Source organism: Sphingomonas sp. P4_G2, from assembly GCF_056401155.1.
Genome location: NZ_JBFUJY010000002.1, coordinates 378,930 through 401,748, shown reverse-complemented (window position 1 = coordinate 401,748; position 22,819 = coordinate 378,930). Strand labels below are relative to the sequence as shown.

Annotated in this window: 19 protein-coding genes; 9 read left to right on the top strand and 10 right to left on the bottom strand. The window is 65.3% G+C overall.

The window, feature by feature from the left end; all coding sequences use genetic code 11:
• The first annotated feature begins 20 nt into the window (after window positions 1-20).
• Window positions 21-1,778 carry a cation:proton antiporter domain-containing protein gene (locus AC1DRD_RS07380; protein WP_478030094.1) on the top strand — a complete coding sequence of 586 codons (1,758 nt, stop codon included), beginning with the start codon at window positions 21-23 and terminating at the stop codon, window positions 1,776-1,778.
• Here the strand turns inward: AC1DRD_RS07380 and aac(6') are convergent.
• Window positions 1,773-2,216, bottom strand: coding sequence for an aminoglycoside 6'-N-acetyltransferase (aac(6'), locus tag AC1DRD_RS07375; protein WP_478030093.1), 444 nt, complete (start codon window positions 2,214-2,216; stop codon window positions 1,773-1,775). The genes AC1DRD_RS07380 and aac(6') overlap by 6 nt on opposite strands.
• Window positions 2,216-4,861 carry an alanine--tRNA ligase gene (gene alaS, locus AC1DRD_RS07370; RefSeq protein ID WP_478030092.1) on the bottom strand — a complete coding sequence of 882 codons (2,646 nt, stop codon included), beginning with the start codon at window positions 4,859-4,861 and terminating at the stop codon, window positions 2,216-2,218. The genes aac(6') and alaS overlap by 1 nt, the downstream gene beginning before the upstream one ends.
• Before the next feature lie 99 nt (window positions 4,862-4,960).
• Between alaS and AC1DRD_RS07365 the strand changes: the two genes are divergently transcribed.
• A complete protein-coding gene (locus tag AC1DRD_RS07365) occupies window positions 4,961-6,637 on the top strand; it encodes a hypothetical protein (RefSeq protein WP_478040884.1) in 1,677 nt (558 codons plus the stop codon).
• Here AC1DRD_RS07365 and AC1DRD_RS07360 read toward each other — a convergent pair.
• Genes AC1DRD_RS07360 through AC1DRD_RS07345 form a run of 4 tightly spaced genes read right to left on the bottom strand, consistent with a single transcriptional unit; the run spans window position 6,634 to window position 12,209 of the window.
• Window positions 6,634-8,130, bottom strand: coding sequence for a Ppx/GppA phosphatase family protein (locus AC1DRD_RS07360; protein WP_478030090.1), 1,497 nt, complete (start codon window positions 8,128-8,130; stop codon window positions 6,634-6,636). The genes AC1DRD_RS07365 and AC1DRD_RS07360 overlap by 4 nt on opposite strands.
• 1 nt (window position 8,131) lies before the next feature.
• A complete protein-coding gene (locus AC1DRD_RS07355) occupies window positions 8,132-10,303 on the bottom strand; it encodes an RNA degradosome polyphosphate kinase (protein WP_478030089.1) in 2,172 nt (723 codons plus the stop codon).
• The gene (locus AC1DRD_RS07350; RefSeq protein ID WP_478040883.1) at window positions 10,300-10,944 is read right to left on the bottom strand and encodes an HdaA/DnaA family protein; all 645 of its coding nucleotides are present in this window, start codon (window positions 10,942-10,944) and stop codon (window positions 10,300-10,302) included. The genes AC1DRD_RS07355 and AC1DRD_RS07350 overlap by 4 nt, the downstream gene beginning before the upstream one ends.
• Window positions 10,941-12,209: a heavy-metal-associated domain-containing protein gene (locus AC1DRD_RS07345; RefSeq protein WP_478040882.1), complete on the bottom strand. Its 1,269-nt coding sequence runs from the start codon at window positions 12,207-12,209 to the stop codon at window positions 10,941-10,943. The genes AC1DRD_RS07350 and AC1DRD_RS07345 overlap by 4 nt, the downstream gene beginning before the upstream one ends.
• Window positions 12,210-12,543: 334 nt before the next feature.
• On the opposite strand from AC1DRD_RS07345, the gene purM reads away from it, so the two are divergent.
• The 4 genes from purM to AC1DRD_RS07325 are packed head-to-tail and all read left to right on the top strand — an operon-like array spanning window position 12,544 to window position 15,229.
• Window positions 12,544-13,638, top strand: a complete 1,095-nt coding sequence (gene purM, locus AC1DRD_RS07340; protein WP_478040881.1) for a phosphoribosylformylglycinamidine cyclo-ligase — start codon at window positions 12,544-12,546, stop codon at window positions 13,636-13,638.
• Between the two features lie 39 nt (window positions 13,639-13,677).
• Window positions 13,678-14,232: a phosphoribosylglycinamide formyltransferase gene (gene purN, locus AC1DRD_RS07335; RefSeq protein ID WP_478040880.1), complete on the top strand. Its 555-nt coding sequence runs from the start codon at window positions 13,678-13,680 to the stop codon at window positions 14,230-14,232.
• Window positions 14,229-14,606 (top strand): MmcQ/YjbR family DNA-binding protein, encoded by a 378-nt coding sequence (locus AC1DRD_RS07330; protein ID WP_478040879.1) that lies wholly within the window; start codon window positions 14,229-14,231, stop codon window positions 14,604-14,606. Before purN ends, AC1DRD_RS07330 begins: the two co-directional genes overlap by 4 nt.
• Complete coding sequence (locus AC1DRD_RS07325; protein WP_478040878.1) at window positions 14,603-15,229, top strand: hypothetical protein; 627 nt, start codon at window positions 14,603-14,605, stop codon at window positions 15,227-15,229. The genes AC1DRD_RS07330 and AC1DRD_RS07325 overlap by 4 nt, the downstream gene beginning before the upstream one ends.
• A 22-nt stretch (window positions 15,230-15,251) precedes the next feature.
• Here AC1DRD_RS07325 and AC1DRD_RS07320 read toward each other — a convergent pair whose 3' ends face one another.
• Both AC1DRD_RS07320 and ndk read right to left on the bottom strand, forming a co-directional pair.
• Window positions 15,252-15,761 carry a GNAT family N-acetyltransferase gene (locus AC1DRD_RS07320; protein WP_478040877.1) on the bottom strand — a complete coding sequence of 170 codons (510 nt, stop codon included), beginning with the start codon at window positions 15,759-15,761 and terminating at the stop codon, window positions 15,252-15,254.
• Window positions 15,762-15,774: 13 nt separating this feature from the next.
• Complete coding sequence (ndk, locus tag AC1DRD_RS07315; protein WP_478030081.1) at window positions 15,775-16,197, bottom strand: nucleoside-diphosphate kinase; 423 nt, start codon at window positions 16,195-16,197, stop codon at window positions 15,775-15,777.
• Between the two features lie 165 nt (window positions 16,198-16,362).
• On the opposite strand from ndk, the gene AC1DRD_RS07310 reads away from it, so the two are divergent.
• The gene (locus AC1DRD_RS07310) at window positions 16,363-17,049 is read left to right on the top strand and encodes a hypothetical protein (protein ID WP_478040876.1); all 687 of its coding nucleotides are present in this window, start codon (window positions 16,363-16,365) and stop codon (window positions 17,047-17,049) included.
• 3 nt (window positions 17,050-17,052) lie between these two features.
• On the opposite strand, the gene AC1DRD_RS07305 is transcribed toward AC1DRD_RS07310, so the two are convergent.
• A complete protein-coding gene (locus tag AC1DRD_RS07305) occupies window positions 17,053-17,493 on the bottom strand; it encodes a DNA polymerase III subunit chi (protein ID WP_478040875.1) in 441 nt (146 codons plus the stop codon).
• A 13-nt stretch (window positions 17,494-17,506) separates the two neighbouring features.
• Entirely contained in the window at window positions 17,507-18,964 is a 1,458-nt protein-coding gene (locus AC1DRD_RS07300) for a leucyl aminopeptidase (RefSeq protein WP_478040874.1), read from the bottom strand.
• Between the two features lie 165 nt (window positions 18,965-19,129).
• On the opposite strand from AC1DRD_RS07300, the gene AC1DRD_RS07295 reads away from it, so the two are divergent.
• Both AC1DRD_RS07295 and AC1DRD_RS07290 read left to right on the top strand, forming a co-directional pair.
• Window positions 19,130-21,376, top strand: a complete 2,247-nt coding sequence (locus AC1DRD_RS07295) for an LPS-assembly protein LptD (RefSeq protein WP_478040873.1) — start codon at window positions 19,130-19,132, stop codon at window positions 21,374-21,376.
• 76 nt (window positions 21,377-21,452) lie between these two features.
• Window positions 21,453-22,805, top strand: coding sequence for a peptidylprolyl isomerase (locus tag AC1DRD_RS07290; RefSeq protein WP_478030076.1), 1,353 nt, complete (start codon window positions 21,453-21,455; stop codon window positions 22,803-22,805).
• Window positions 22,806-22,819: the final 14 nt, after the last annotated feature.

Sequence of the window (22,819 nt, the reverse complement as noted above, 5' to 3'; positions counted from 1 at the left end):
CGGCCTGCTTTGATGCCGGCATGGCAATTGGTCTCGACAATAAAGGGTTCAGCGACGCGCTGGTGATTCTCGGTGCCGCAGGCATCGTGATCCCGGCGTTCGCGCGGTTCAAGGTCAGTCCGGTGATCGGCTTCATCCTGGTCGGCATGCTGGTCGGTCCCGCTGGCCTGGGCGCGTTGGTCGGACAGCAGCCGTGGCTCTATCACATCACCATCTCCGACCCGCATGCGATCGAGCCGTTCGCGGAGTTCGGCATCACGTTGTTGCTGTTCTCGATCGGGCTCGAGCTCTCGCTGAAAAGGCTCTGGGCGATGCGCGGCGCGGTGTTCGGGATTGGCGCCGCCGAATTGCTGGGCTGTGCCGCGGTGATCGGCGTGGCGTTGCTAGTCACCGGAAATCCCTGGGGAGCGGGTCTGGGCCTTGGCCTGGCGTTGGCGCTGTCGTCGACGGCGCTGGTGCTGCCGATCGCAGGGACGACCAGTCCGGTGGGTCGAATCGCCTTCGCGATGTTGTTGTTCGAGGATCTGGCGCTGGTGCCGATCATCTTCGGCCTGGGCGCGATGGGCGGGCGCGGCGGAGACATTGTCAGCGTCCTGGCCTGGGGTGCTGTGGCGATCGCAGCGATTTTCCTGTTTGGCCGGTTCGTGCTGCCGCGGCTGTTCGCCCAGGCCGCACGGACCAAGAGCCCCGAGCTCTTCCTGGCGATCTCGCTCTTGGTCGTGATCGTCGCGAGCCTCGCCACCACCGCCGCCGGCCTGTCGCCGATCGTCGGGGCGCTGCTGGCGGGCGTGCTGATCGCCGAAACCGAATATCATAACGAAGTCGAGGTCATTACCGCGCCGTTCAAGGGGCTTGCCCTCGGCGTGTTCCTGATCACTGTCGGGATGAGCCTGAGCCTCGACACGCTGATCGATCATTGGGGCGATTTCGTGCTGGCCTTGCTCGGCGTGGTCGCGGCCAAGTCGATCGTCACCTTCGCTTTGCTCAAACTGTCCAAGGCGCGCAACGGCGTCGCCGCCGAAACCAGCCTCCTGATGTCGAGCCCATCCGAGACGACGTTGATCGTGCTCGGCACGGCCGCCGGTGCCGGGCTCATCGCACCACAGGATGCGGCCTTCTGGCAGACGGTTACCGCGCTCGGGCTGACGATCACGCCGGCGCTTGCCGAGATCGGCCGCCTGGTATCACGCCGTCTGGAAGCGCGCGAGCGCCTCGCGCCCGACCTCCAGCTGGCCGAAGAAGGACCAGGCACGGTGGTGATCGGCTTCGGGCGCGTCGGCCGGATGGTCGCCGACATGCTGCGCGAGCATAACCAACCCTATATCGCGGTCGAGGCCGACATCGATGCGGTCAATGCGGCCCGGCACGAAGGCTATACCGTGCTGTTCGGCGACGTATCGCGCGGCGAGCTGGTCGATCGCCTCAATCTCGGCCGTGCCAAGGCGCTGGTGCTGACGATGGACGATCCGGTGCTGACGGCGCGATTGACCAAGCGCGTGCGCGGATGGGTTCCCGGCCTGACGATCGTCGCCCGCGCTCGCGATGCGTCCCATGCCGCGGAGCTGTATCGGGCGGGCGTCACCGACGCCGTGCCCGAAACGCTCGAGAGCTCGTTGCAATTGTCAGAGGCGGTGCTGGTCGAACTGGGCGTCGCAATGGGCCCCGTGATCGCCTCGATCCACGAAAAGCGCGACGAATTGCGCAAGTCGATCAAGGAAGAAGCTGGGCTCGATCGCGAGCCGCGGCTGCGGCGCGTCAGGAGGCCCGACCCCTCATAACGGCTTGCTGAAGCACACCACCCGCTCCTGCTCGGCAAAACCGATCGCGCGGTGGAAGGCGTGGCTGTCGAGATTGTCGATCAGCGCATCCGAGGCGAATTCGGTGCAGCCTTTGGCGCGGCCCCAATCGGCCACTGCCTCAACCAGGGCCGCGGCGACGCCCCGCTTGCGGTGATCCGGCGCGACGAAAATGCCTTCGAGGAACACCACTGGCGAGGTTGAGGTGCCGTTGACATAATCATGGCGCAGCGTCGCTTCGGCGAACCCGATCACGGCACCGTCATCGCTACGCGCGACGATGTTGAACTGCTCCGGATCGGCGGCCGCCAGCCATTCGGCTGCCTGCTTGTCGAGGGCCTCCTCATCAGGCCATAAAGCGACGCGCAACGGAACCCAGCCCGCCAGCGCCTCCGCCGAAACGGGCTCGATCCGCAGCATCAGCCAGCCAGCGCCGCCCGGATCGCCGCGACAGCCTCTTCACCCTTGCTGCCGTCGGGGCCGCCGCCCTGCGCCATGTCGGGACGGCCGCCGCCGCCCTGGCCGCCCAGCACCTCGACCGCCTTGCGCAGCAGATCGACCGCGTTGAAGCGGCCGGTCAGGTCGTCGGTCACGCCGACCGCGATCGAGGCGCGGCCGTCATTGACCGCGACCAGCACGGCCACGCCAGATCCGATCCGCGCCTTGGTCTCGTCGACCGCGCCGCGTAGCCCCTTGGCCTCCAACCCCTCGACCACCTGGCCAACAAAGTTGATGCCGTTCACCTGTTCGGGCCCAGCCGGGGCAGCGCCGCCCCCGCCGCCCAGCGCCAGCGCCTTCTTCGCATCGGCCAATTCGCGCTCCAGCCGACGACGGTCCTCGACCAGCGCCGCGACACGTGCCGGCACTTCATCGGGTGTGGCCTTGAGCACGGCGGCCGTCTCACGCAGCTTTTCGTCGCGGCTGGCGAGATAGGCGCGCGCCGCTTCGCCGGTCAGCGCCTCGACGCGGCGAACGCCCGACGACACCGCGCCCTCGCTCACCAGCTTGAACAGCCCGATATCGCCGGTCGCATTGACATGCGTGCCGCCGCACAATTCGAGGCTGTAGATCTTCTGCCCGTCGCGGCCCATCGACACGACGCGGACCTCGTCGCCATATTTCTCACCGAACAGCGCCATCGCGCCCTCCTCGATCGCCTCTTCAGGAGTCATCAAGCGCGTCGAGACGGCGTCGTTCTGGCGGATATAGGCATTCACATCGGCCTCGACCTCGGCCAGCCGCGCCGGATCGATCGCGGTCGGTTGCGAGAAATCGAAGCGCAGGCGTTCGGGCGCGACCAGCGATCCCTTTTGCGCGACATGCGTGCCGAGCCGCTCGCGCAACGCCGCGTGAAGCAAATGGGTCGCCGAATGGTTGGCGCGGATCGCGTTGCGGCGCTCGCCGTCGACCACAAGGTGGATGGCATCGCCGATCGCGATTTCACCCGCTTCGACCTTGGTGCGATGCGCCCAGAGCCGACCGAGATGCTTCTGCGTGTCGAACACGCGGCCCTTCAGCCCCTTGTCGTTGGTCGCGATCCCGGCATCGCCGACCTGACCGCCGCTTTCAGCGTAGAACGGCGTCTGGTTGAGCACGATGTCGACGTCGTCGCCGGCAACGGCCTTGTCGACGCGCGCCCCGTCCTTGATCAAGGCGACGACCTCGCCCTCGCCTTCCTCCGACGTGTAGCCGATGAACTCGGTGCCGCCCTTTTCCTCGACGAGATCGTACCAGAGCTCATCCGACGCCTTTTCGCCCGACCCCTTCCAGGCGGCACGCGCGGCGCGCTTCTGCTCGGCCATCGCGGCGTCGAAGGCTTCGCGGTCGACCTGCAGGCCCTGCGCGCGGAGAGCGTCCTCGGTCAGGTCGTAGGGGAAGCCGAACGTGTCGTAGAGCTTGAACGCGGTCTCGCCCGACAAGGTCGAGCCCGTCGTCATCCCGGCGGTCGCTTCGTCGAGCAGCTTGAGCCCCTTGTCGAGCGTCCGCCGGAATTGCTTTTCTTCCTGCTGCAGCGTCGCTTCGATCAGCGGCTGGGCCCGGACCAGTTCGGGATAAGCGGCGCCCATCTCGGCAACCAGCGCCGGCACCAGCCGGTGCATCAGCGGATCCTTCGCCCCAAGCAGATGCGCATGCCGCATCGCGCGGCGCATGATGCGGCGGAGGACATAGCCGCGACCTTCATTGGCCGGCAGCACGCCGTCGGCGACCAGGAAACCCGACGAGCGCAAATGATCAGCGATCACGCGATGGCTCGCCATCTGCTCACCGACCGCTTTGGTGTGGGTCAGCGCCTCGGACGCGGCGATCAGTGCCTTGAACGTGTCGGTGTCGTAATTGTCGTGCACGCCCTGCAGCACCGCGGCGACGCGCTCGAGTCCCATGCCGGTGTCGATCGACGGCTTGGGCAGATTGCCGACGATCTCATTGGCTTCCTGCTCGAACTGCATGAACACCAAATTCCAGATCTCGACGAAGCGATCGCCATCCTCGTCCGGCGATCCCGGCGGGCCGCCGGGAATATGGTCGCCATGGTCGAAGAAGATTTCCGAACACGGACCGCACGGGCCGTTGTCGCCCATCGCCCAGAAATTGTCCTTGGTCGCGATCCGGATGATCCGCTCCTCGGGCAGGCCGGCGATCTTCTTCCACAGATCGAACGCCTCATCGTCGGTATGATAGACGGTGACGGTCAGCCGGTCGGGATCGATTCCCCATTCCTTCGTCAGCAGCCCCCAGGCGAGCGTGATCGCGCGCTCCTTGAAATAATCGCCGAACGAGAAATTGCCGAGCATCTCGAAAAAGGTGTGGTGGCGCGCGGTATAGCCGACATTGTCGAGATCGTTGTGCTTGCCGCCGGCGCGGACGCATTTCTGGCTCGACGTCGCGGTCGAATAAGGCCGCGATTCCAGGCCGGTGAAGACATTCTTGAATGGCACCATGCCTGCATTGACGAACATCAGCGTCGGGTCGTTCTGCGGCACCAATGGCGCCGATTGCACGGCGGTATGGCCGTTGGCGGCGAAGTAGTCGAGAAAGCTGCGGCGGATGTCGTTGGTCGAGGTCATGGCCGCGACTTAGGCGAGCCTCGTGCGCTACTCAAGCCGATGGTGTGCGGACGAGAACGGGGATATCATGCGCAGGCGTTCCGATTGGGGAAATGGACGATGCGCCTCTCGCTCCTGGCCTTACCGCTGCTCGCGCTGATCCCGGCATCCGTTGGCGAAGCGACGATGCGGCCGAGCGCCGCCGACTTGCTCGCCAGCATCCCGATTTGTGGAGACGAGTTGCCGGTCGGCGCGACCCCTCAACTCTATCCCGGGTACGGCAAGGGCGGTTTCCCGATCTCTACCGCCAATACGCGCGCGCAGGCATTCTTCGACAACGGCATGCAGCTTGCCCATGCCTTCGCGCACGGCGCGGCCAGCGCCGCCTTTGCGGAGGCGGCCAAGCTCGATCCGAAGTGCGCGATGTGCGAATGGGGGGCTGCGTGGAGCGACGGGCCGACGATCAATTTCCCGATCGGCGCCGAGCAACAGAAAGCAGCGCTCGCCAAGGTGCTTACGGCCGAGAAGCTGCTGACGCCGCAATCGCCGCAGCGCGAGCGCGATCTGATCGCCGCGCTCAAGCTTCGCTATGTGGAAGGCGGCGGCAAGGGCGCGGGAGACCTCGCCTTCGCGAAAGCGATGGATGCGCTGACTTTGCGGTATCCGCAGGACGACGAGATCGCGACGATCGCGGCCGATGCGTGGATGATCCCGACGGCACTGACCAGCGGCACCGCCAATCTGCCGCGTGCCGTGGCGCTGCTCGAGGGCGTGCTCAGGCGCAGCCCGGACTACACGCCCGCGATCCACTTCTACATCCATGCCACCGAGATGAGCGGTTTCCCCAAGCGTGCGGAACCCTATGCCGACAAGCTTGGCAGGCTGGCGCCGGCGTCGAGTCATCTGATCCACATGCCATCGCACACTTTCTATTGGGTCGGCCGCTATCAGGATGCCGCCGACGTGAACGTCACCGCGGTCGACCTCGGCCAAAGCGACGCGCGGATCGCAGGACTGATCAAGCCCGGCCAGGTCTGGATGCTCCCCTATCACGGCCATAACGTGCAGTACGGAGTCGGCGGCGCGCTGATCTCGGGCGACGGCAAAGCGGCGCTCGCGCTGAGCGATCCGCTGATCGCGGCGACCGCCAACCTGCCCGATCCCGGCAATCTGTTCCTCCAGATGGGAGTCGGCACCGCCTATTTCGCCGAAGGCCGCTTCGCCGACCCGGCCAAGGTGCTGGCCCTGGCCGATCCCGGCGAGAAACAAGCCTATGTCCGGCAATATTGGCTTTATGCGCGCGGCGAAGCGCAGGCCCGACTGGGCAATGCCGCGGGCGTGCGCGCCGAACGCGCCAAGATCAGCTTGCCGCCGCTTCCCGCCAAGCCGGACGATCTGGCCTATCAATCCCGGCAACTCGTGCGGATCGCGCAGCTCGTGCTCGATGGCCGCGCGGCGATGATCGACAAGCGGCCCGATGTGGCGGCACGCGCCTATCTCGCCGCCGCCAAGCTCGACGAAGCGCGATTGATGAAGACGCTGAGCGATCCGCCGGCCTGGTGGTACCCGGTGCGCCGCAGCTACGCCGCCGCGTTGCTCGCGCAAGGCAAGCCGCGCGCGGCCCTCAAACAGGCATCGCGCGTCCTGGCGCGGCGATCGAACGATCCGGTCGCGCTGTCCATTCGCGCAGACGCCGAGGAGGCGCTGGGCATGAAGGATGCGGCGGCGGCCGATCGGGCGGCGGCGCTGCGCGATTGGCGAGGCGATAAGGCGCAATTAGCGCCCGCGCTGGCCTAGCTCGTCAGCAGCGGCGTGCGGTCGCAGATGGCGGCAAGCGCCGCGTGGCGCTTCTGCACCGCCTCGCCGTAAAGCGCGATATCGTCCGGCGCGAGATGCAAGATCAGCGCCGAGCCGTCCTCGCCCAGTTTCGAACGCTCCAACGGTCCGGCAACACCGCCCGACAGGCGCTGTCCCAGGCGCATCGCCAATCCCCATTGCGCGGCGCGCCTGAGGTCTTGCACCGGCGCTAGCACATTGAGCGGTTCGGGCGTGCCGGCGCCGCCGCCTAGCGACGTCCATAGCGCCTGCGCGATCAGCGCGCGGCCGCGCCCATCGACCGCCACCCAATTACCGTGGAGCGCGATCTCGACACCGCGTTCGGCGCGGAATTCGGGATTGGCGTGCCAGCCGACATCGGCAAGCAGGCAGGCGGCGCGGCGCAACCGCTCCATCGCCGGCGCATCCTGAAACAACGGCGAGATCCAGCGGTCGAGCAAGTCGCCATGTTCGGGGAAACGGCCGAGCCGCCTCCCCTCCTCGCGCGTGGCGACGATCAGCGGATCCTGCAGGCGCGTTTCGGCATCGAGCGCTTCGTAGAGCAATCCTTCGCGCAGCCCGAAGCTGGAGACGATCGTGCGATCGCTCTTGAGGTGGCGAAGCAGCGCGGCGAGTAGCGCCGCCGCGTCGTTAAGCATCGGCGCGCGCTGCGACGAGATCCCCGGTACGGCTTTGAGCGTTCCCTTGCCGCTGTGGCTGACGCTGCGCACCAGCCGGCCGATCGTCGCGGGCGACATGGCATAATGCTGGATGACGGGCAGCGGATAACGCCGCAGGTTCATGTCGAGCCGCGCGAGGCTACGCCATGACCCGCCGACCAGATAGAGCGGCAGACCCTTGCCCTTGCCCGACCAACCGGCCTGATCGACCAGCTTGGCGACGCGGCGATCGATCATTCCCTTGCCCTTGGCACGGAGCGCCGCGATGCGCAGCACGCCGAGGGGGAATGATACGCGATCGCGAATTTCGCCTTTCTTGACGCGCACAAGTTCCAGGCTGCCGCCTCCAAGGTCGCCGACGATCCCATCAGCGTCGGGAATGGCGGACAGCACGCCCATCCCGGCCGCGGTGGCTTCCTGTTCGCCCGACAGCAATTCGACCGGAAGCCCGATCCGCGCCGCGGCATCGAGCAGGATGTGTCCGTTGGAAGCGTCGCGCACGGCGGCGGTGGCCACCGTCCTCAGGCTTTCGACTTCCATCTCACGGGCCAGCGCAGAAAAACGTTCGAGCGCTTCGATCGCGAGCTCCAAGCCCTGCGGAGCCAATTGCCCGGTTTCCCCGAGCCCCCGCCCCAGCCCCGCCATGACTTTCTCGTTGAACAATGGTGCGGGCAGCCGTGGCGGCCCCTGATAGACGACCAGACGGATAGAGTTCGACCCGATGTCGATGATGCCCGTGCGGGGCGGCGACGCCGCCGATTCGGACCTCGGCTTGCGGAACAGAAGGGTGGCCACGCTAACGCCGTCGCGTCAGCGAGAGTTTCGGAACTGCCCCGCCCTCGAGCGCGGCACCGCGGCCCGATAGCGACGGATTGGTCATGAAGTAGCGATGGAGATTGAACGGCCGCGGTCCCGGCTCGATTCGGTCATAGGTGCCGTCGGCGTGGAGCACCCAGCTCTGCTCGGTGTCGATCAGGTTGGCCACCATCACTTGGTCGAGAATCTGGTCATGCACGGTCGGATTGAGGATCGGCAGCATATATTCGACCCGGCGGTCGAAATTGCGCGGCATCCAGTCGGCCGAGGAGATGAAGATCTTGGCGCCGTCATTGGGCAGCGCCTTGCCGTTACCGAAGCACCAGATTCGGCTGTGCTCCAGAAAGCGCCCGATCACCGACTTCACCCGGATATTCTCCGACATGCCCGGCACGCCCGGCCTTAGGCAGCAGATACCGCGGATGATCAGGTCGATTTCGACGCCGGCGTTCGACGCTTCGTATAATTTCTCGATGATCGCCGGGTCGACCACCGAGTTCATCTTGGCCCAGATCGCGCCGGGCCGGCCTTCATTGGCATTGGCGATCTCGGCATCGATCAGCGCGGTCAGCCGCGTCCGCATGTCGCGTGGCGAGATTCCGACTAGGCTCAGCACCGGTTCGACATAGCCAGTGACGTAATTGAAGATCTGCGCGGCATCGCGACCGAGCTCGCGATCGGCGGTGAAGAAGCTCAGGTCGGTATAGATGCGCGCGGTGACGGGATGATAATTGCCCGTCCCGAAATGGCAGTAGGTGCGGTACTCGCCGCCCTCGCGCCGGACCACCATCGAGACCTTGGCGTGGGTCTTCCAGTCGAAAAAGCCATAGACCACCTGAACGCCGGCGCGTTCGAGCGCGGAGGCCCAGAGCAGATTCTGCTCTTCGTCGAACCGCGCCTTCAGCTCGACCACCGCGGTCACCGACTTGCCCGATTCGGCCGCCGCGATCAGCGCGTTGATCACCGCCGACTGCTTGCCGGCGCGATAGAGCGTCTGCTTGATCGCGACCACGTCGGGATCGGCCGCCGCTTGCTTGAGGAATTCAATCACCACCTCGAACGTCTCATAGGGGTGATGGACGACGATATCCTTGGCCTTGATCGCCGCGAAACAATCGCCGCCGAATTCGCGGATGCGTTCGGGAAAGCGCGGGCTGAACGGCACGAATTTCAGATCGGGCCGGTTCTCGTCGATGATCGCTTCGAGATCGTGGACGCCCAGGAAGGCCCCGCTTTCGGTGACGAAGGCATCGCCCCCCGCCAGTTCCTCGCGCAACACCACGCCCAGTGCCTCGGGCATGCCCGATTCGAGCTCGAGCCGGATCACCCGGCCGCGCCGCCGCCGCTTGATCGCATTGGCGAAGTAACGGACCAGATCCTCCGCCTCTTCCTCGATCTCGATATCGCTGTCGCGCAGGACGCGGAATTCAGCCGCGCCGTTCACCGCGTAACCGGGAAAGATCAAGGTCGAGAAGCGCTTCACCAGCGATTCGACCGCGACATAGCGCGCCGGCTCGCCGGGCAATCGCACGAACCGCGCCATCGCCGCGGGCAGCATGACCAGTTCGCGGATCATCTCGCCGTCCGAGGCGCGCGTCAGGTCGAAGATCACCGCCAGCCCCTTATTGGGCATGAACGGAAACGGATGGGCGGGATCGAGCGCCTGTGGCGTCAGGATCGGGAAAATCTGTTCGCGGAAGTGTTTTTCGAGCCAGGCCGCCTCGTCCGCGGTGACTGCTTCGTCGATCTGCCGCGAGCCCAGCACATGGACACCAGCCTCGCCCAGTTGGTGACGCAGGTCTCGCCAGACGTTGCGCTGGTCCTCGACAAGCGCATCGGCGCCGGCGACGATTGCGGCGAGTTGCTCGCGCGTGGTCAGGCCATCGGGCGAGCGGCGCTCGACCTCCTGCTTCTGCTGGCCCATCAGCCCAGCGACGCGGACCATGAAGAATTCGTCGAGGTTCGAGCCCGATATCGACAGGAAGCGCACGCGTTCGAGCAGCGGATGCGCGGTATTGCAGGCCTCTTCGAGCACGCGACGGTTGAACGCCAGCCAGGACAGCTCGCGATTGAAATAGCGTTCGCCGCTCTCCCCGCTTTCGAACGGATCGTCGTCATTGGCGAGGCGCGCGATATGGGCGGGGCGAGTCATTGTTCACCTTGTTCGGTGTTGTCGGCTGCGGACGGTCGGGCGATGATTCCCGCCTCGGCCAGTGTGGCCCTTGCCAGTGGGATCGACAAGCGCTTGCGGCGTTCGAGCACTTCCTGATCGAGCACGTCGACGACACGTTCCACCGCAATGAAGCTGCGTTCGAGTCGCGCGATCAGCCATTGGATCAGGTCCGGCCGCGCATCGAGGCCGCGCCGCAGGAACTGGCGTTCGAGCAATGCCTGCATCAGCGCATCGTCGGGCGCTCCGATCTCCGCGATCGGGCTGGCGGCGAGGCGTGAGCGCAGATCGGCGATGCCGACTTTCCACACCGGCGGCGCCGCATTGGCGACGAACAATTGCGGACGGCGCGCGGCCTGGGCGTCGTTCCAGGCGTGGAACAACTCCTTTTCGGGCCGCAGATCGGCGTCATCGACGATCCTGCCGCCGCTCCGGCTGGCGAAGACGCGCGCCAGCAGGCTGCGCCCGGATTTGCGCGGACCGACCAGCAAGGCGGTCATCACCGGCCAGGTTCCCCAGTGTTCGAGCTGGTGAAAGGCGTGCGCATTGGACGGCGTGACGAGGAACTCGTCGTCGCCCGGTCCGGGCGGCCAAGCCAGCGGCAGGCCGAATTGCTGGCTCATCCGGTCGGTCGGTCTTCCGACGGGACGGCCGGCGGCGGCAAGGACGGCCGCCGGATCCTGAGCGTCGCGCCGCTACGGCCGACCTGGAAACCGCGCGCTTCGAGCGCCGACGCCAGCGCCGCCGGATCGCCGCTATAATTGAGCCGCATCACCGACACGCCGCCGATCGCCATGCTGGTGGTGTTGGCTCCGCTGACGCCAGGCACGCCGCGAACCGCGCCCTCGATCGCCGAGACCGATGCGGCACTAGGCGTATCGAACTGGACGGTAATGGCAGCACCGCCGGCGATCGCCGTCGTGGCGTCGGCGGTCGTCGCCTCGCCGGTCGGCGTATCGGTAGGTGTCGGGGTTGCCGTCGGCGTCGCCTGGGGCGGCGGAATATAAGCGAGGCTGGGATCGACGCCGAGCGCACCATTGCGCAGTTCGTCCTGATAGATCGTGTCGATCCGCTTCACGCCCGCGTCGAGCAGCGCCGGCACGCCGGCTTCACTGTCGACGCGCAAGGCGAATCGCGCCAGCAACTCGTTGTCGGGGCCGTGCCGCGCCTCGAACACGCCAACGACCGGCCCACCCGGCCATTGGCGATAGAGCGTGACCGAGGGCACCAGGACGTCGGCGGCGGCATATTGGTCGAGTACGCTGCGCCACCAGCCGCGATCGCGCCGGCCTGCTTGCCCCTCGTTGACCAACAACGAATCGGCGCCGACGCCGGTCGGCCGGACGTAATCGACCGAGCTGTCTCCGGCCCGGAACCGCTGCCAGGCATCCGCCCAGGCCGTTTTCTGTTCGAACGCAACCGCGCTGCCGCCGGACCATTGAACCGGAATCAGCAACATCGGTGCGGATCGCGAAATGTCGCCAACCGCGCCCATCAACCCGCCCAGCCGCGCCCGGCTGAACAGCACGCCCAGCTTGGCGATATAGCGAGTGGGGCCGATTTGCTCGTTCTGGATGACGATGCCGGTCACCATCGAATCGAGCACGCTGTCGGCAGGCACGCCGCCGCCACCGCCGTATTTCTGCGACAGCATCTGGTAGGCCTTGCGCTGGGCAAGTCGCCATCCGGCGATCCGCGCGGTTTCGGCATCGGGCCCGTTGACGTCGACCTCGACATTATCGACCTGATAGCTGCCCGACGCGTCGATCGGCTGGTTCATGTCGATCTTGTCGCCGCCATCGTCTTGTGCGGCGACCATCCCGGCGGCCCCGGCAAGAGCAAGGGCCGCGGCTAAAGCGGAGGCGTGGAAGAAACGGCTGCGGCGCATGTCGGCGCCCTTTTGGCGAAGCAGACGTGGAAATCCAAGCGTGTTGTCGTTTGGGCGCACATTCATCCCTGGCGATGCCCTGGACGGAGCGGATTTTGGTGCAGGGCTAGAAGCGAGGAGGGAGCGATGCATTATGCATCGTGACCGACGCGCGACGACGCCATGCGCCAAAATCCGCCCGCCGCTTCGCGGTTGCGCTGGGAGACGCACCGGCGTTGTCGCTTGCTTGCGCGTAGCTCAAGGCTACGCGACTGCGCTGCGCTCCTAGCCAGCACGCCTCCCAGCGCAATCCAGGGCATTGCCAGGGGTGAATGTGCGCCCTAGTCGCGTCCACATGAGCGAGAATGAGCCCTACACTTATGCCCAGGCGGGCGTGTCCATCGAGGCCGGAAACGCGCTGGTTCGCGCGATCGGACCACTGGCCAAGGCAACGCGTCGACCCGGCGCGGACGCCGATCTCGGCGGATTCGGCGGGTTCTTCGACCTCAGGGCGGCCGGGTTCAAGGATCCGCTGCTGGTGGCGGCGAATGACGGAGTCGGCACCAAACTGAAACTCGCGATCGACAGTGGACGCCATGACGGCGTCGGCATCGACCTCGTCGCGATGTGCGCCAACGACCTGATCGTGCAAGGCGCCGAGCCTTTATTCTTCCTCGATTATTACGCGACCGGAAAGCTCGACAATGCGGTTGCCGAGCGGGTGGTGGCGGGCATTGCCGAAGGCTGCCGCATCGCTGGCTGTGCGCTGATCGGTGGCGAGACCGCTGAAATGCCCGGCATGTATGCCGAGGGCGATTACGACCTCGCCGGTTTCTGCGTCGGCGCGGTCGAGCGCGATCACGTGCTGACCGGCAAGGACATCGCGGCCGGGGACGTGATCCTCGGGCTTGCTTCGTCGGGCGTTCATTCCAACGGCTATTCGCTGGTCAGGCGATTGGCGGCCGACAGAGGTTGGAAGCTCGACCGCCCTGCCCTGTTCGACTCCGACACATTATTGATCGACGCGCTGATGGCGCCGACGCGCATCTATGTGAAGAGCTTGTTGCCGCTCATCGCGGAAGGGCGAATCAAGGGCCTGGCGCACATCACCGGCGGCGGCCTGCTCGAGAACATCCCTCGCGTTCTGCCCGAGGGTACGCATGCCCGGGTCTACGCCGATCGCTGGGAACAGCCGCGTCTCATGGCGTTCCTGCAAGCGCAGGGCGCGATCGAGCCCGAGGAAATGGCACGCACCTTCAATTGCGGAGTCGGCATGGCGGTCGTGGTTGCGGCGGGCGATGCCGAAGTGGTGGCGGCCGCTCTAACGGCAGCCGGTGAGATCGTGCTGACGATCGGAATGATCGAGGCCGGACAGCGCGGTTGCACCGTGGAGGGCTCGGCCGGCACCTGGAGCGCGCGCGCCGATTGGACGGCGACCCACAATGCATGATGCGTTTTTTCTCCCTTCCCGCTGGAGGGAGGGGAACGCATGAAAAAAGTCGGCATCCTGATCTCCGGTCGTGGGTCGAACATGATGGCGCTCGTCGAGTATGCGGCGGACGCTTACGAAGTCGTGGTGGTCGCGTCGGACAAGCCCGAGGCGCCGGGCCTCATCTGGGCGCGCGAGCACGGTATCCCGACCTTCGCGCTGTCGCCCAAGGGGATCGGCAAGCTTGCCTATGAAGCGGCAATTTCAGCGGCGCTCCGCGAGGCCGGTACCGAGATCGTCGCGCTCGCCGGTTATATGCGGCTTCTCTCGGACGAGTTCGTCGCCGAATGGCGTGGGCGCATCATCAACATCCATCCGTCGCTGCTGCCCAAATATAAGGGCCTCGACACGCATGCACGCGCCATCGCGGCGGGCGACGAAGAAGCGGGGTGCTCGGTGCATATCGTGACCGAGGAGCTCGACGCCGGCGAAGTGCTCGGACAAGCGCGCGTGCCGATCCTGCCCGATGACGACGCCGACACGCTGGCCGCACGGGTCCTGGCGGAAGAGCATCGCCTTTACCCCCAGGTTCTGGCAGATTTCGCGGCACGATGAGTCCCGATCCCGATGCCGACCTGAAGCAGATCCGCGCGATCTGCATGACCTTCCCCGAGGCAGCCGAAAAGTTGTCGCATGGATCGCCCGCCTTTTTCATCGAGAAGGGCAAGGTCTATGCTTATTTCTGGCACAACCATCACGGTGACGGACACACCGCCGTCATGGTCAAGACCAGCGGGCGCGAGGAACAGGCGATGCTGGTCGAGATGGACCCCGATTTCTATCATATCCCGCCCTATCTCGGCCCGTCGGGCTGGATTGGAATGGAATTGAACGGCGACGCGACCGACTGGCAACGCGTCGAGGACAGGATCGCGATGAGCTGGGAAATGGTGGCGCCGCGCCGCTTGCTGGAGGCCGGTGGGCGATGACCGACCCAGAGACGCCCATGTCGACTCCTGCCGCGGTCGAAACTCCGGCCGAGCGCGCCGAGAAGGCGGCGATCCGCCGGCGCTGGATTTCGCTGGCCGAATGGGTCGGCATCGCCGCTTTGCTGGTATCGGCTGGCGGCTTGTGGATGAGTTGGTCCGATCGCAAGGCCGATCAGGCCGAGCGCGCGACCGAGAGCAACGAGAAATCGCTCGTCGCCTTCACCGCATCCCGCAACGGGAACACTGTGCTAACGCTCAACGACCCCGATCATCGCATCCAGGAGATCGACGTCGCCTTCCCGCCGGCATTGGGAGTGGACGCGCAGACCGGACTGTCCAGCCCGCAGATCGACACAAACTGGTTCGAACGCGCCTTGCTCAAGGTCACCGACAAAGGCGCGGACGACCGTCAGGGCCGCCTGCCCGTACTGATCACCGCGACCTGGTGGGATGGCGACACCAAGAAGACCGACCGGGCAATCTATCAAGTCCGATGGAAGACAGCCGGGCGTCTGCTCGGCGGCCGCAAGCTCGAACTCGAAGGCGCCAGTCTGGCCGAACGCGGTGGGAGTCCGGCGCGGCTCGATGCCCTATGGGCGAAGGAAAAGCCGGCGGAACACTGACCGCCGACCCGGCGTCACCCGATCATAGCTGCAGCGCGTAGATCACGTCGTCGCATAAGGTAGCGCCGACCTGATACTGCCGTTCGCCGACCTTAATAAAGCCCTGCTTCTCGTAAAATGCGCGGGCGCGCTCGTTGCCGGCATAGACGCCGAGCAACATACGCTCGCCCCCCATCGCCCGCGCGTCGAGCAGCGCCTGAGCCATCAGCGCAGGGCCCAGCCCGGTGCCGTGCGCCCGCGATAGGGTATAAATGCGGCGGAGCTCGATGTCTGCGGAACTCGTTTCGATTGCGGGCAGTTCGGGCGTGGTCAGCACCGAATAGCGGATCGGCGCTCCGCCGCTCGCAATCTCTGCGACGACGACGCGGCTACCCGCCGCCTGGGCCCAAGCGCGAAATGCGTCCAGGTGATTGGCCTTGGCGCAATGCGCGACGATGTCGGGCCCTTCGAGGAGCCCGGCAAACGTCTCGAGGAAGCAGGCCGAGGCGACGAGCGACAGCGCCGCGGCATCCGCCGCGGTCGCTCGCTTCAATCGCCAACCGGCGTCAGCCGACAATTTCGTCGGGCGTGAAGAAGAACGCGATCTCGATCGCGGCATTCTCGTCCGAATCCGATCCGTGGACGGTGTTCGCCTCGATCGATTCGGCCAGCTCCTTGCGGATCGTGCCCGGCGCGGCGTTCTCGGGGTTGGTCGCGCCCATGATATCACGGTTGCGCTGCACGGCGTTCTCGCCTTCGAGCACCTGAACCACGACCGGACCCGAGATCATGAAGTCGACCAGGTCGCCGAAGAACGGGCGCTCCTTGTGGACCGCGTAGAAGCCTTCAGCCTGCTCGCGGCTCATGTGGATGCGCTTCGATGCGACGACGCGGAGACCCGCTTCTTCCAGCATCTTGGTGACCGCACCGGTGATGTTGCGGCGGGTGGCATCGGGCTTGATGATCGAAAACGTGCGGTTGGCGGCCATGGCGGTCGCTCGCTCCTCTATTGCTGGGGCTGTGGAAAACTGGCGGCTCCCTAGGCGGGGAGCGTCCGGGATGCAACCCGCGCTCGGATGCGACATGTAATCTCTACCCGCTCGGGGGATTTTGTGTCAGCCTTTGCTCCAGGGTCGATATCGGGGAGAGGATCGATGCGGTCTGCTTGGGTCATCGCCACCGCGGCCGCATTGCTGCTCGGCGGATGCGATGCGTCGCTGATGTCTAAGAATCCGCTGTTCGAGCAAGGCAAGGCCAGGCTCAAACCCGGTTTGTGGGTCATCGAGCCGAAAGATTGCCCCGCGCCTGTAGATGCCAATATTTTCGACTGGCCAGATTGCGCCAAGCCGGCGCAGGTCCGGGATGGCGAGATCAGGATTTTTTCCGGCGCGGGGCCGGTGCGGCTCAAGCTCGTTTCGAGCGACGGGATGCCGATGATCCTTCAAATCTCAGCCGACAAAGATCGAATGGGTGCCGGCGCGTCCGACCTCTACAATGACGGCACGATGGACCTGCCGCCCGCGAAGCCTGACGACAAGAAGCCTGAAATGGCCTTTGCATATCTCGCTTTCCTGCCGTCCCCGAACGACCCGGTCACGCGTGGGATGCTGATGCCGCTTTATTGTCCCCGGGATGGCGATAGGGATCCGGACATCAGGCGCATTCCAAAGCCGGACAAAACCCAACCGGACGAATGCGAGGTGACTTCGGCCAGAGCTGTGCGTCATGTTGCCCAAAAAACCGCGTCGGATTGGCCGAAATGGCAAGCGGTCTGGATTGCCGATCAACCTTACGGACCGGCTGGTTCCGACGACGCGGTGATGAACGTTTCAAACGACTGACTATCAGGCAGCTTTCGACCAGCGCCCGTTATCGTCCTGCTTCCAGTAATTGCGCTCGACGCCGTCGCGGGTTGCGAGCGATTTCCACGCCTCGCGCGCTTCGACGATGCGGTCGCCGTCGAAGAAGTGGAACGCGCGATCGAAATCGAGCGCTTCGTCGCGCCACCGCCCGTCGATCAGCGCGATGTTGCGTGCGGCGTTGGTGGGAACAGGCGCTTCTCCGATCAGCACCGGCTGGGCTGCGTCGTCCTCGCTGCCGGCCTGGCCGTGTGGCAGGAAGCTGTCGGCGGCGAACGTCCAGAGCAGGCGGTCGATCGCGGTGCGCTGGACCGCGTCGTCGCTGACCACCAGTAGCCGCCCCCCACCCGCCACCACGCGCTGGGCGATGCTGGGCAAGGCGCGGTCGAGCGGGGTGACGGTGAGGTGGTAGAAATCGACTTGCATGTGGGACCGGCGTTCAACCCTCGTAATTGTCGGCGACGAAGCGGTCGAGCAGGCGCACACCATAGCCAGTCGCGCCCTTGTCATAGGTGTTGCCGGCCTTGTCGGCCCAGACCATGCCGGCGATATCGAGATGCGCCCATTTGACGCTGTTCTCGACGAACCGCCCGATGAATTGCGCGGCGGTGATCGATCCGGCGCCGCGCGGGCCGACATTCTTCATGTCGGCGATCGGCGAGTCGATCAATTTGTTGTACGCGTCGCTCATCGGGAAGCGCCACAACAGGTCGCCCGACGCGCGACCGGCAGCGAGCAACTGATCGGCGAGCGCATCGTCATTCGAGAAGACGCCGGCATGCTCGTTGCCCAGGCTGATGATCATCGCCCCAGTCAGGGTGGCGAGGTCGACGATCGCCTTGGGATGATGCGTGCGCTGCACCCAGGTGACGCAATCGCACAGCACCAGCCGCCCCTCGGCGTCGGTGTTGAGCACTTCGATCGTCTGTCCGGACATCGAGGTCAGGATGTCGCCCGGCCGGATCGCGTTGCCGTCGGGCATGTTCTCGACCAGGCCGCACACGCCGATCACGTTCGCCTTGGCCTTGCGCGAGGCCAGCGCCTTCATCGCGCCGACCACCGCACCGGCGCCGCCCATGTCCCACTTCATGTCTTCCATGCCGGGCCCGGGCTTGAGCGAAATGCCGCCGGTGTCGAACGTCACCCCCTTGCCGACCAAGGCGAGATCGGGATCGCCCGCGCCCTTGCCGCTCCATTTGAGTGCCAGCAGGCGCCCTTCCCTGGCCGATCCTTGCGCGACTCCCAGGAGCGCGCCCATGCCCAACTCAGCCATTTGGTCGGGGCCGAGCACGGTGACTTCGAGGCCCAATCCCTCGACGCTCGCCAGCACGCGCTCGACGAAGGTTTCCGGATAGACGACGTTGGGCGGTTCCGCGACGAGCGTGCGCGTAAGGTCGAGGCCGCCAGTGACTGCCTGATTGTGCTGCCACGCAGTGTCGGCTCCATCGGGAGCGCCGACGATCGTCGCTTCCGCCAATGTCGGCTTCTGCTTTTCTGTCAGCTTGGTGCGATAGGTATCGATCCGCCACGCGCGTTGGGCGAGCGCACCCGCGAACCGTCCGACCGCCGCAGGGCTGGGCTGGACCGCACCGAGATCGATCGCCGCGCTGATCGCGTTGGTCAGCAACCGCGCGGTGACCGCGCCTCCCGCCCGCTCCCAATCCGTCTCGTTGCCGTCGCCGACCCCTAGCAACAGGATGCGCTTCACCGCGCCATCGACACCGACAAACGCTTCGGCAATCGAGCCCGCTTCGCCTTCGAACCGCGCTGCCGCGGCGGTCGCGGCGAGCACTTCCTGACCGGTACGACCGCCAATCGCCGTGTCGAGCCCGTTCTTTTGCACCGGGATAACCAGCGCATCGGCGACAGGAGGTGTGGCGGCGAACTCGATCTTCATGGACTGCAACCTCAATCAAAAACACGAAATGCGTGCTGGACGCGCCTCTCTAGGCCGCTATTGCGCTGGCTGCAAAGGCCGGCCCCGGCGATTGCGGATCGGCGGCATGGATGCGATACCGGCGGCCCGGCATGTCAGGGACCGTCGCCGGAAAAAGGGTGTTTGGTGATCGTCACGCGTTCCGCATTTCTGGCCGGCTCGGCGATTCTTCTCGCGCTTGCGGCCGCGACACCGGCTTGCGCGCAGGATCTTCAGGACCGCCCGGTCGAGGTGCCGCCGCCGTCCGAAGCGCCGGCATCGACCGATCCCGACCAGGTGCAATTCTCCGCCACCACGCTGCAATACGATACCGACACCGAGATCGTCACGGCGACCGGCGACGTGCGGATGTACCGCCAGGGCGACAAGTTGCGCGCCGACAAGGTGGTCTGGAACCGCAAGACGGGCAAAGTGACGGCGATCGGCAATATCGCAGTCACCAACCCTCAGGGTGATACCGCTTATGGCGATCAGATCGACCTGACCGATACGCTCAAGGACGGCGTCGTCGATAATATGCTCGTCGTCCTCGAACAGGGCGGACGACTGGCCGCGGTCAAGGGCGAGCGTAGCGAGAGCGGCGTCGTCACTTTGCGCCAGGCCGCCTATACGCCCTGTTCCGTGACCGATTCCGAGGGGTGTCCCAAGGAACCGTCGTGGAAGGTCACCGCGGTCAAGGTCGTCTATCGCCCCGATCGCGAACGCATCTATTTCACCGGCGCGCGCTTCAACCTGTTCGGTTTCGCCACCGTTCCGCTGCCCAAATTGTCGACCCCGGTCGGCAACGGTGCGCAAAGCGGGATTCTCAGCCCGGATATCCGCTACAGCCGCACCAACGGGTTCGAGGTCGGCGTCCCTTATTATTTCCGGCTGGCCGACAATAAGGGCCTGACCATCACGCCGCGGCTGTTCACCAGCGTCGCGCCGATGATCCAGGCCGAATATGAGCAATTGTCGACCAAGGGCGCGTTCAAGATCACCGGTTACGGCACGGTATCGCCGCGAAGCGATCTACTCGCGACACCCACGCCGGCGACGACCGAGAATGCGTTCCGCGGTTACCTGGACGGTGTCGCACGGTATCAGCTCGATCCCAATTGGTCGATCTCCGGCTCGCTCAGGATCACCACCGACCGTACGTTCCTGCGCCGCTACGAAATCTCCAACGACGATCGCCTCCGCTCGACCTTCAGCGTCGAGCGGATCGACGCCAATAGCTATTTCGCGATCAACGGCTGGCTGGTGCAGACTTTACGGCTCGGCGACCGCCAGGGACTGCAGCCGATCGCGCTGCCTGAATTCGACTATCGCCGGCGGATCGATGGCATTCTCGGCGGCCGCCTCAACCTCCAGGCCAACACGCTCAGCATCGCGCGCACGGCTGGGCAGGATACGCAGCGCGCCTTTGTCAGCGCGCAATGGGATTTGCGCCGCATCACGCCCTGGGGTCAGGAAGTGACGCTGACCGCCTTTGCGCGCGGCGATCTCTACAATGCCAGCGACACGGCCGCGACCACGGTCATCAGCTATCGCGGTCAGAACGGCTTCCACGCACGCGCCATCGCGGCGCTGGCACTCGACGTCAAATGGCCGCTGATCGGCGAGTTCCTCGGCGGCACGCAGCGACTGACGCCGCGGTTCCAGGTCGTCGCCTCGCCACCGACTCCAAACCTCAAGGTTCCCAACGAGGATGCGCGCGCCGTCGACCTCGAGGATTCGAACCTGTTCGCGCTCAACCGCTTCCCCGGTTACGACCGGTGGGAGGATTCGACGCGTTTCACCTACGGCCTGGATTATTCGCTCGATCTGCCGGGTATCGCGATCAACGCGACGATCGGGCAGAGCTATCGGTTGTCGAGCAAGCCGACGATCTTCCCCGACGGCACCGGTCTGACCGATCGCTGGTCCGACGTCGTCGGCCGGACCGAGGTGCGGTTCCGCGACTTCGTTTCGTTCATTCACCGCTATCGGCTCGACAAGGACAATCTGGCGATCCGCCGTAACGAGGTCGACGCGACGGTCGGCACCAAGCGCACCTATTTGCTGTTCGGTTATCTTCGCCTCAATCGCAATATCGCCCCGACGCTGGAGGATTTGCGCGATCGTGAGGAATTGCGTCTCGGCGCGCGGGTCGGGTTCGCACGCTTCTGGTCGATCTTCGGGTCGACGACGATCGATCTGACCGACAAGAACGAAGATCCGCAATCACTAGCCGACGGCTTCGATCCGATCCGACACCGGCTTGGCGTGCAATATGAAGACGATTGCCTGCGCCTCGGCCTGACCTGGAAACGCGACTATCAGGATACTGGCGACGCCCGGGCCGGCAACAGCTTCCTGTTGACGCTGGCGTTCAAGAATTTGGGTCGCTAAGCATGCGTTCATGCGAAATCGGGCAGGCGTAAACGGTTTGTCGGGTGCGCCCGGTTGTTCATGGGGTTTCTTTCAGGTGAAAATTTTCTCGACTTCGGCGCGCATCGCGCTTGCGCTTGGTGCTGGCGCGATGATGGCGGCGAGCAGCGCCTCGATCGCCCAGACCGTGCCCGATAGCGGCGTGCCGCAGACCGGCCTGGATATTCCGGAGAACCTCCAGATCTTCGGCAAGCTCGATCCCAACGTTCGCAAGCCGACCGCGATCGTCAATGGCGTGGTGATCACCGGCACCGATGTCGACCAGCGGATGGCGCTGATCATCGCCGCCAACCAGTATCAGCTCAACGACCAGGAGCGCGATCAGCTGCGGCTGATGGTGCTGCGCGGCCTGATCGACGAAGTGCTGCAGATTCAGGAAGCCAAGACCAACGACATCACGATCACCTCGGCAGAAATCGACCAGGCGCTCGGCCGCGTCGCCAAGAATTTCAACCAGCCGCCGGAAAAGTTCGCCGCCTTCCTGCGCTCGATCGGATCGTCGGAACGATCGGTGCGCAAGCAGATCGAGGGCGAACTCGCCTGGCAGCGTTATCTTCGCCGCACGGTCGAACCGCGCGTCAACGTCAGCGAAGAGGAAGTGCAATCGATCCTCGACCGCATGACCAAGGACAAGGGCACGGAGGAATATCACCTCTACGAAATCTACAAGAGCGCGGGAACCAACCCGCAAGCCGTCGTCGCCGGCATGCAGGACATGATGCAGCAGATGAAGGACGGCAAGCAGACGTTCCGATACTTCGCCCAGACGCAGTCGGAAACGACGACGGGACCGAGCGGAGGCGACCTCGGCTGGGTTCGCGCCGCGATGCTGCCCGCCGAAATCGCGACCGCTGCGTCGCAGATGCAGCCGGGGCAGCTTGCCGGTCCGATCGAGCTTCCGGGCGGTTTTGACATCCTGTTCCTCCAGGAAAAGCGGCAGGTACTCGGGATCGATCCGCTCGCGGCAAAGCTCAGCCTGAAGCAGATCAAGATCACGTTCCCGGCCGGGACGACCCAGGAACAGGCGCAAGGCCGCGCCGCCGAGTTCGCCAAGGCGACCCAGGCGATCAACGGCTGCGGCGCCGCCAACCAGGCGGCGGCGGGCATGGGCGCGGAAATCGTCGACAACGATTCGCTGACCGTACGCGATTTGCCGCAGGCCTTGCAGCAGATGGTCCTGAGTATGCAGATCGGCCAGGCGACGCCACCGTTCGGATCGCCGTCCGAGGGCGTCAGCGTCCTCGTGCTGTGCGGGCGAGACGATGCCAAGGCGCCGACGCTGCCCAACGCGGCCGACCTGCAATATAAGATGGAACAGGACCGCGTGAACAAACGCGCGCAGAAGATCCTGCGCGACCTCAGGCGCGACGCCATCGTCGAGTATCGTTGACGGAGAGGCCCTGA

What these genes read in the sequence shown, in the direction of transcription:
- AC1DRD_RS07380 (WP_478030094.1), top strand. Translation starts at nt 21, where the DNA reads ATGGCAATTGGTCTCGACAATAAAGGGTTCAGCGACGCGCTGGTGATT.
- alaS (WP_478030092.1), bottom strand. Translation starts at nt 4,861, where the DNA reads ATGACCTCGACCAACGACATCCGCCGCAGCTTTCTCGACTACTTCGCC.
- AC1DRD_RS07365 (WP_478040884.1), top strand. Translation starts at nt 4,961, where the DNA reads ATGCGCCTCTCGCTCCTGGCCTTACCGCTGCTCGCGCTGATCCCGGCA.
- AC1DRD_RS07355 (WP_478030089.1), bottom strand. Translation starts at nt 10,303, where the DNA reads ATGACTCGCCCCGCCCATATCGCGCGCCTCGCCAATGACGACGATCCG.
- AC1DRD_RS07350 (WP_478040883.1), bottom strand. Translation starts at nt 10,944, where the DNA reads ATGAGCCAGCAATTCGGCCTGCCGCTGGCTTGGCCGCCCGGACCGGGC.
- AC1DRD_RS07345 (WP_478040882.1), bottom strand. Translation starts at nt 12,209, where the DNA reads ATGCGCCGCAGCCGTTTCTTCCACGCCTCCGCTTTAGCCGCGGCCCTT.
- purM (WP_478040881.1), top strand. Translation starts at nt 12,544, where the DNA reads ATGAGCGAGAATGAGCCCTACACTTATGCCCAGGCGGGCGTGTCCATC.
- purN (WP_478040880.1), top strand. Translation starts at nt 13,678, where the DNA reads ATGAAAAAAGTCGGCATCCTGATCTCCGGTCGTGGGTCGAACATGATG.
- AC1DRD_RS07330 (WP_478040879.1), top strand. Translation starts at nt 14,229, where the DNA reads ATGAGTCCCGATCCCGATGCCGACCTGAAGCAGATCCGCGCGATCTGC.
- AC1DRD_RS07325 (WP_478040878.1), top strand. Translation starts at nt 14,603, where the DNA reads ATGACCGACCCAGAGACGCCCATGTCGACTCCTGCCGCGGTCGAAACT.
- ndk (WP_478030081.1), bottom strand. Translation starts at nt 16,197, where the DNA reads ATGGCCGCCAACCGCACGTTTTCGATCATCAAGCCCGATGCCACCCGC.
- AC1DRD_RS07310 (WP_478040876.1), top strand. Translation starts at nt 16,363, where the DNA reads ATGCGGTCTGCTTGGGTCATCGCCACCGCGGCCGCATTGCTGCTCGGC.
- AC1DRD_RS07305 (WP_478040875.1), bottom strand. Translation starts at nt 17,493, where the DNA reads ATGCAAGTCGATTTCTACCACCTCACCGTCACCCCGCTCGACCGCGCC.
- AC1DRD_RS07300 (WP_478040874.1), bottom strand. Translation starts at nt 18,964, where the DNA reads ATGAAGATCGAGTTCGCCGCCACACCTCCTGTCGCCGATGCGCTGGTT.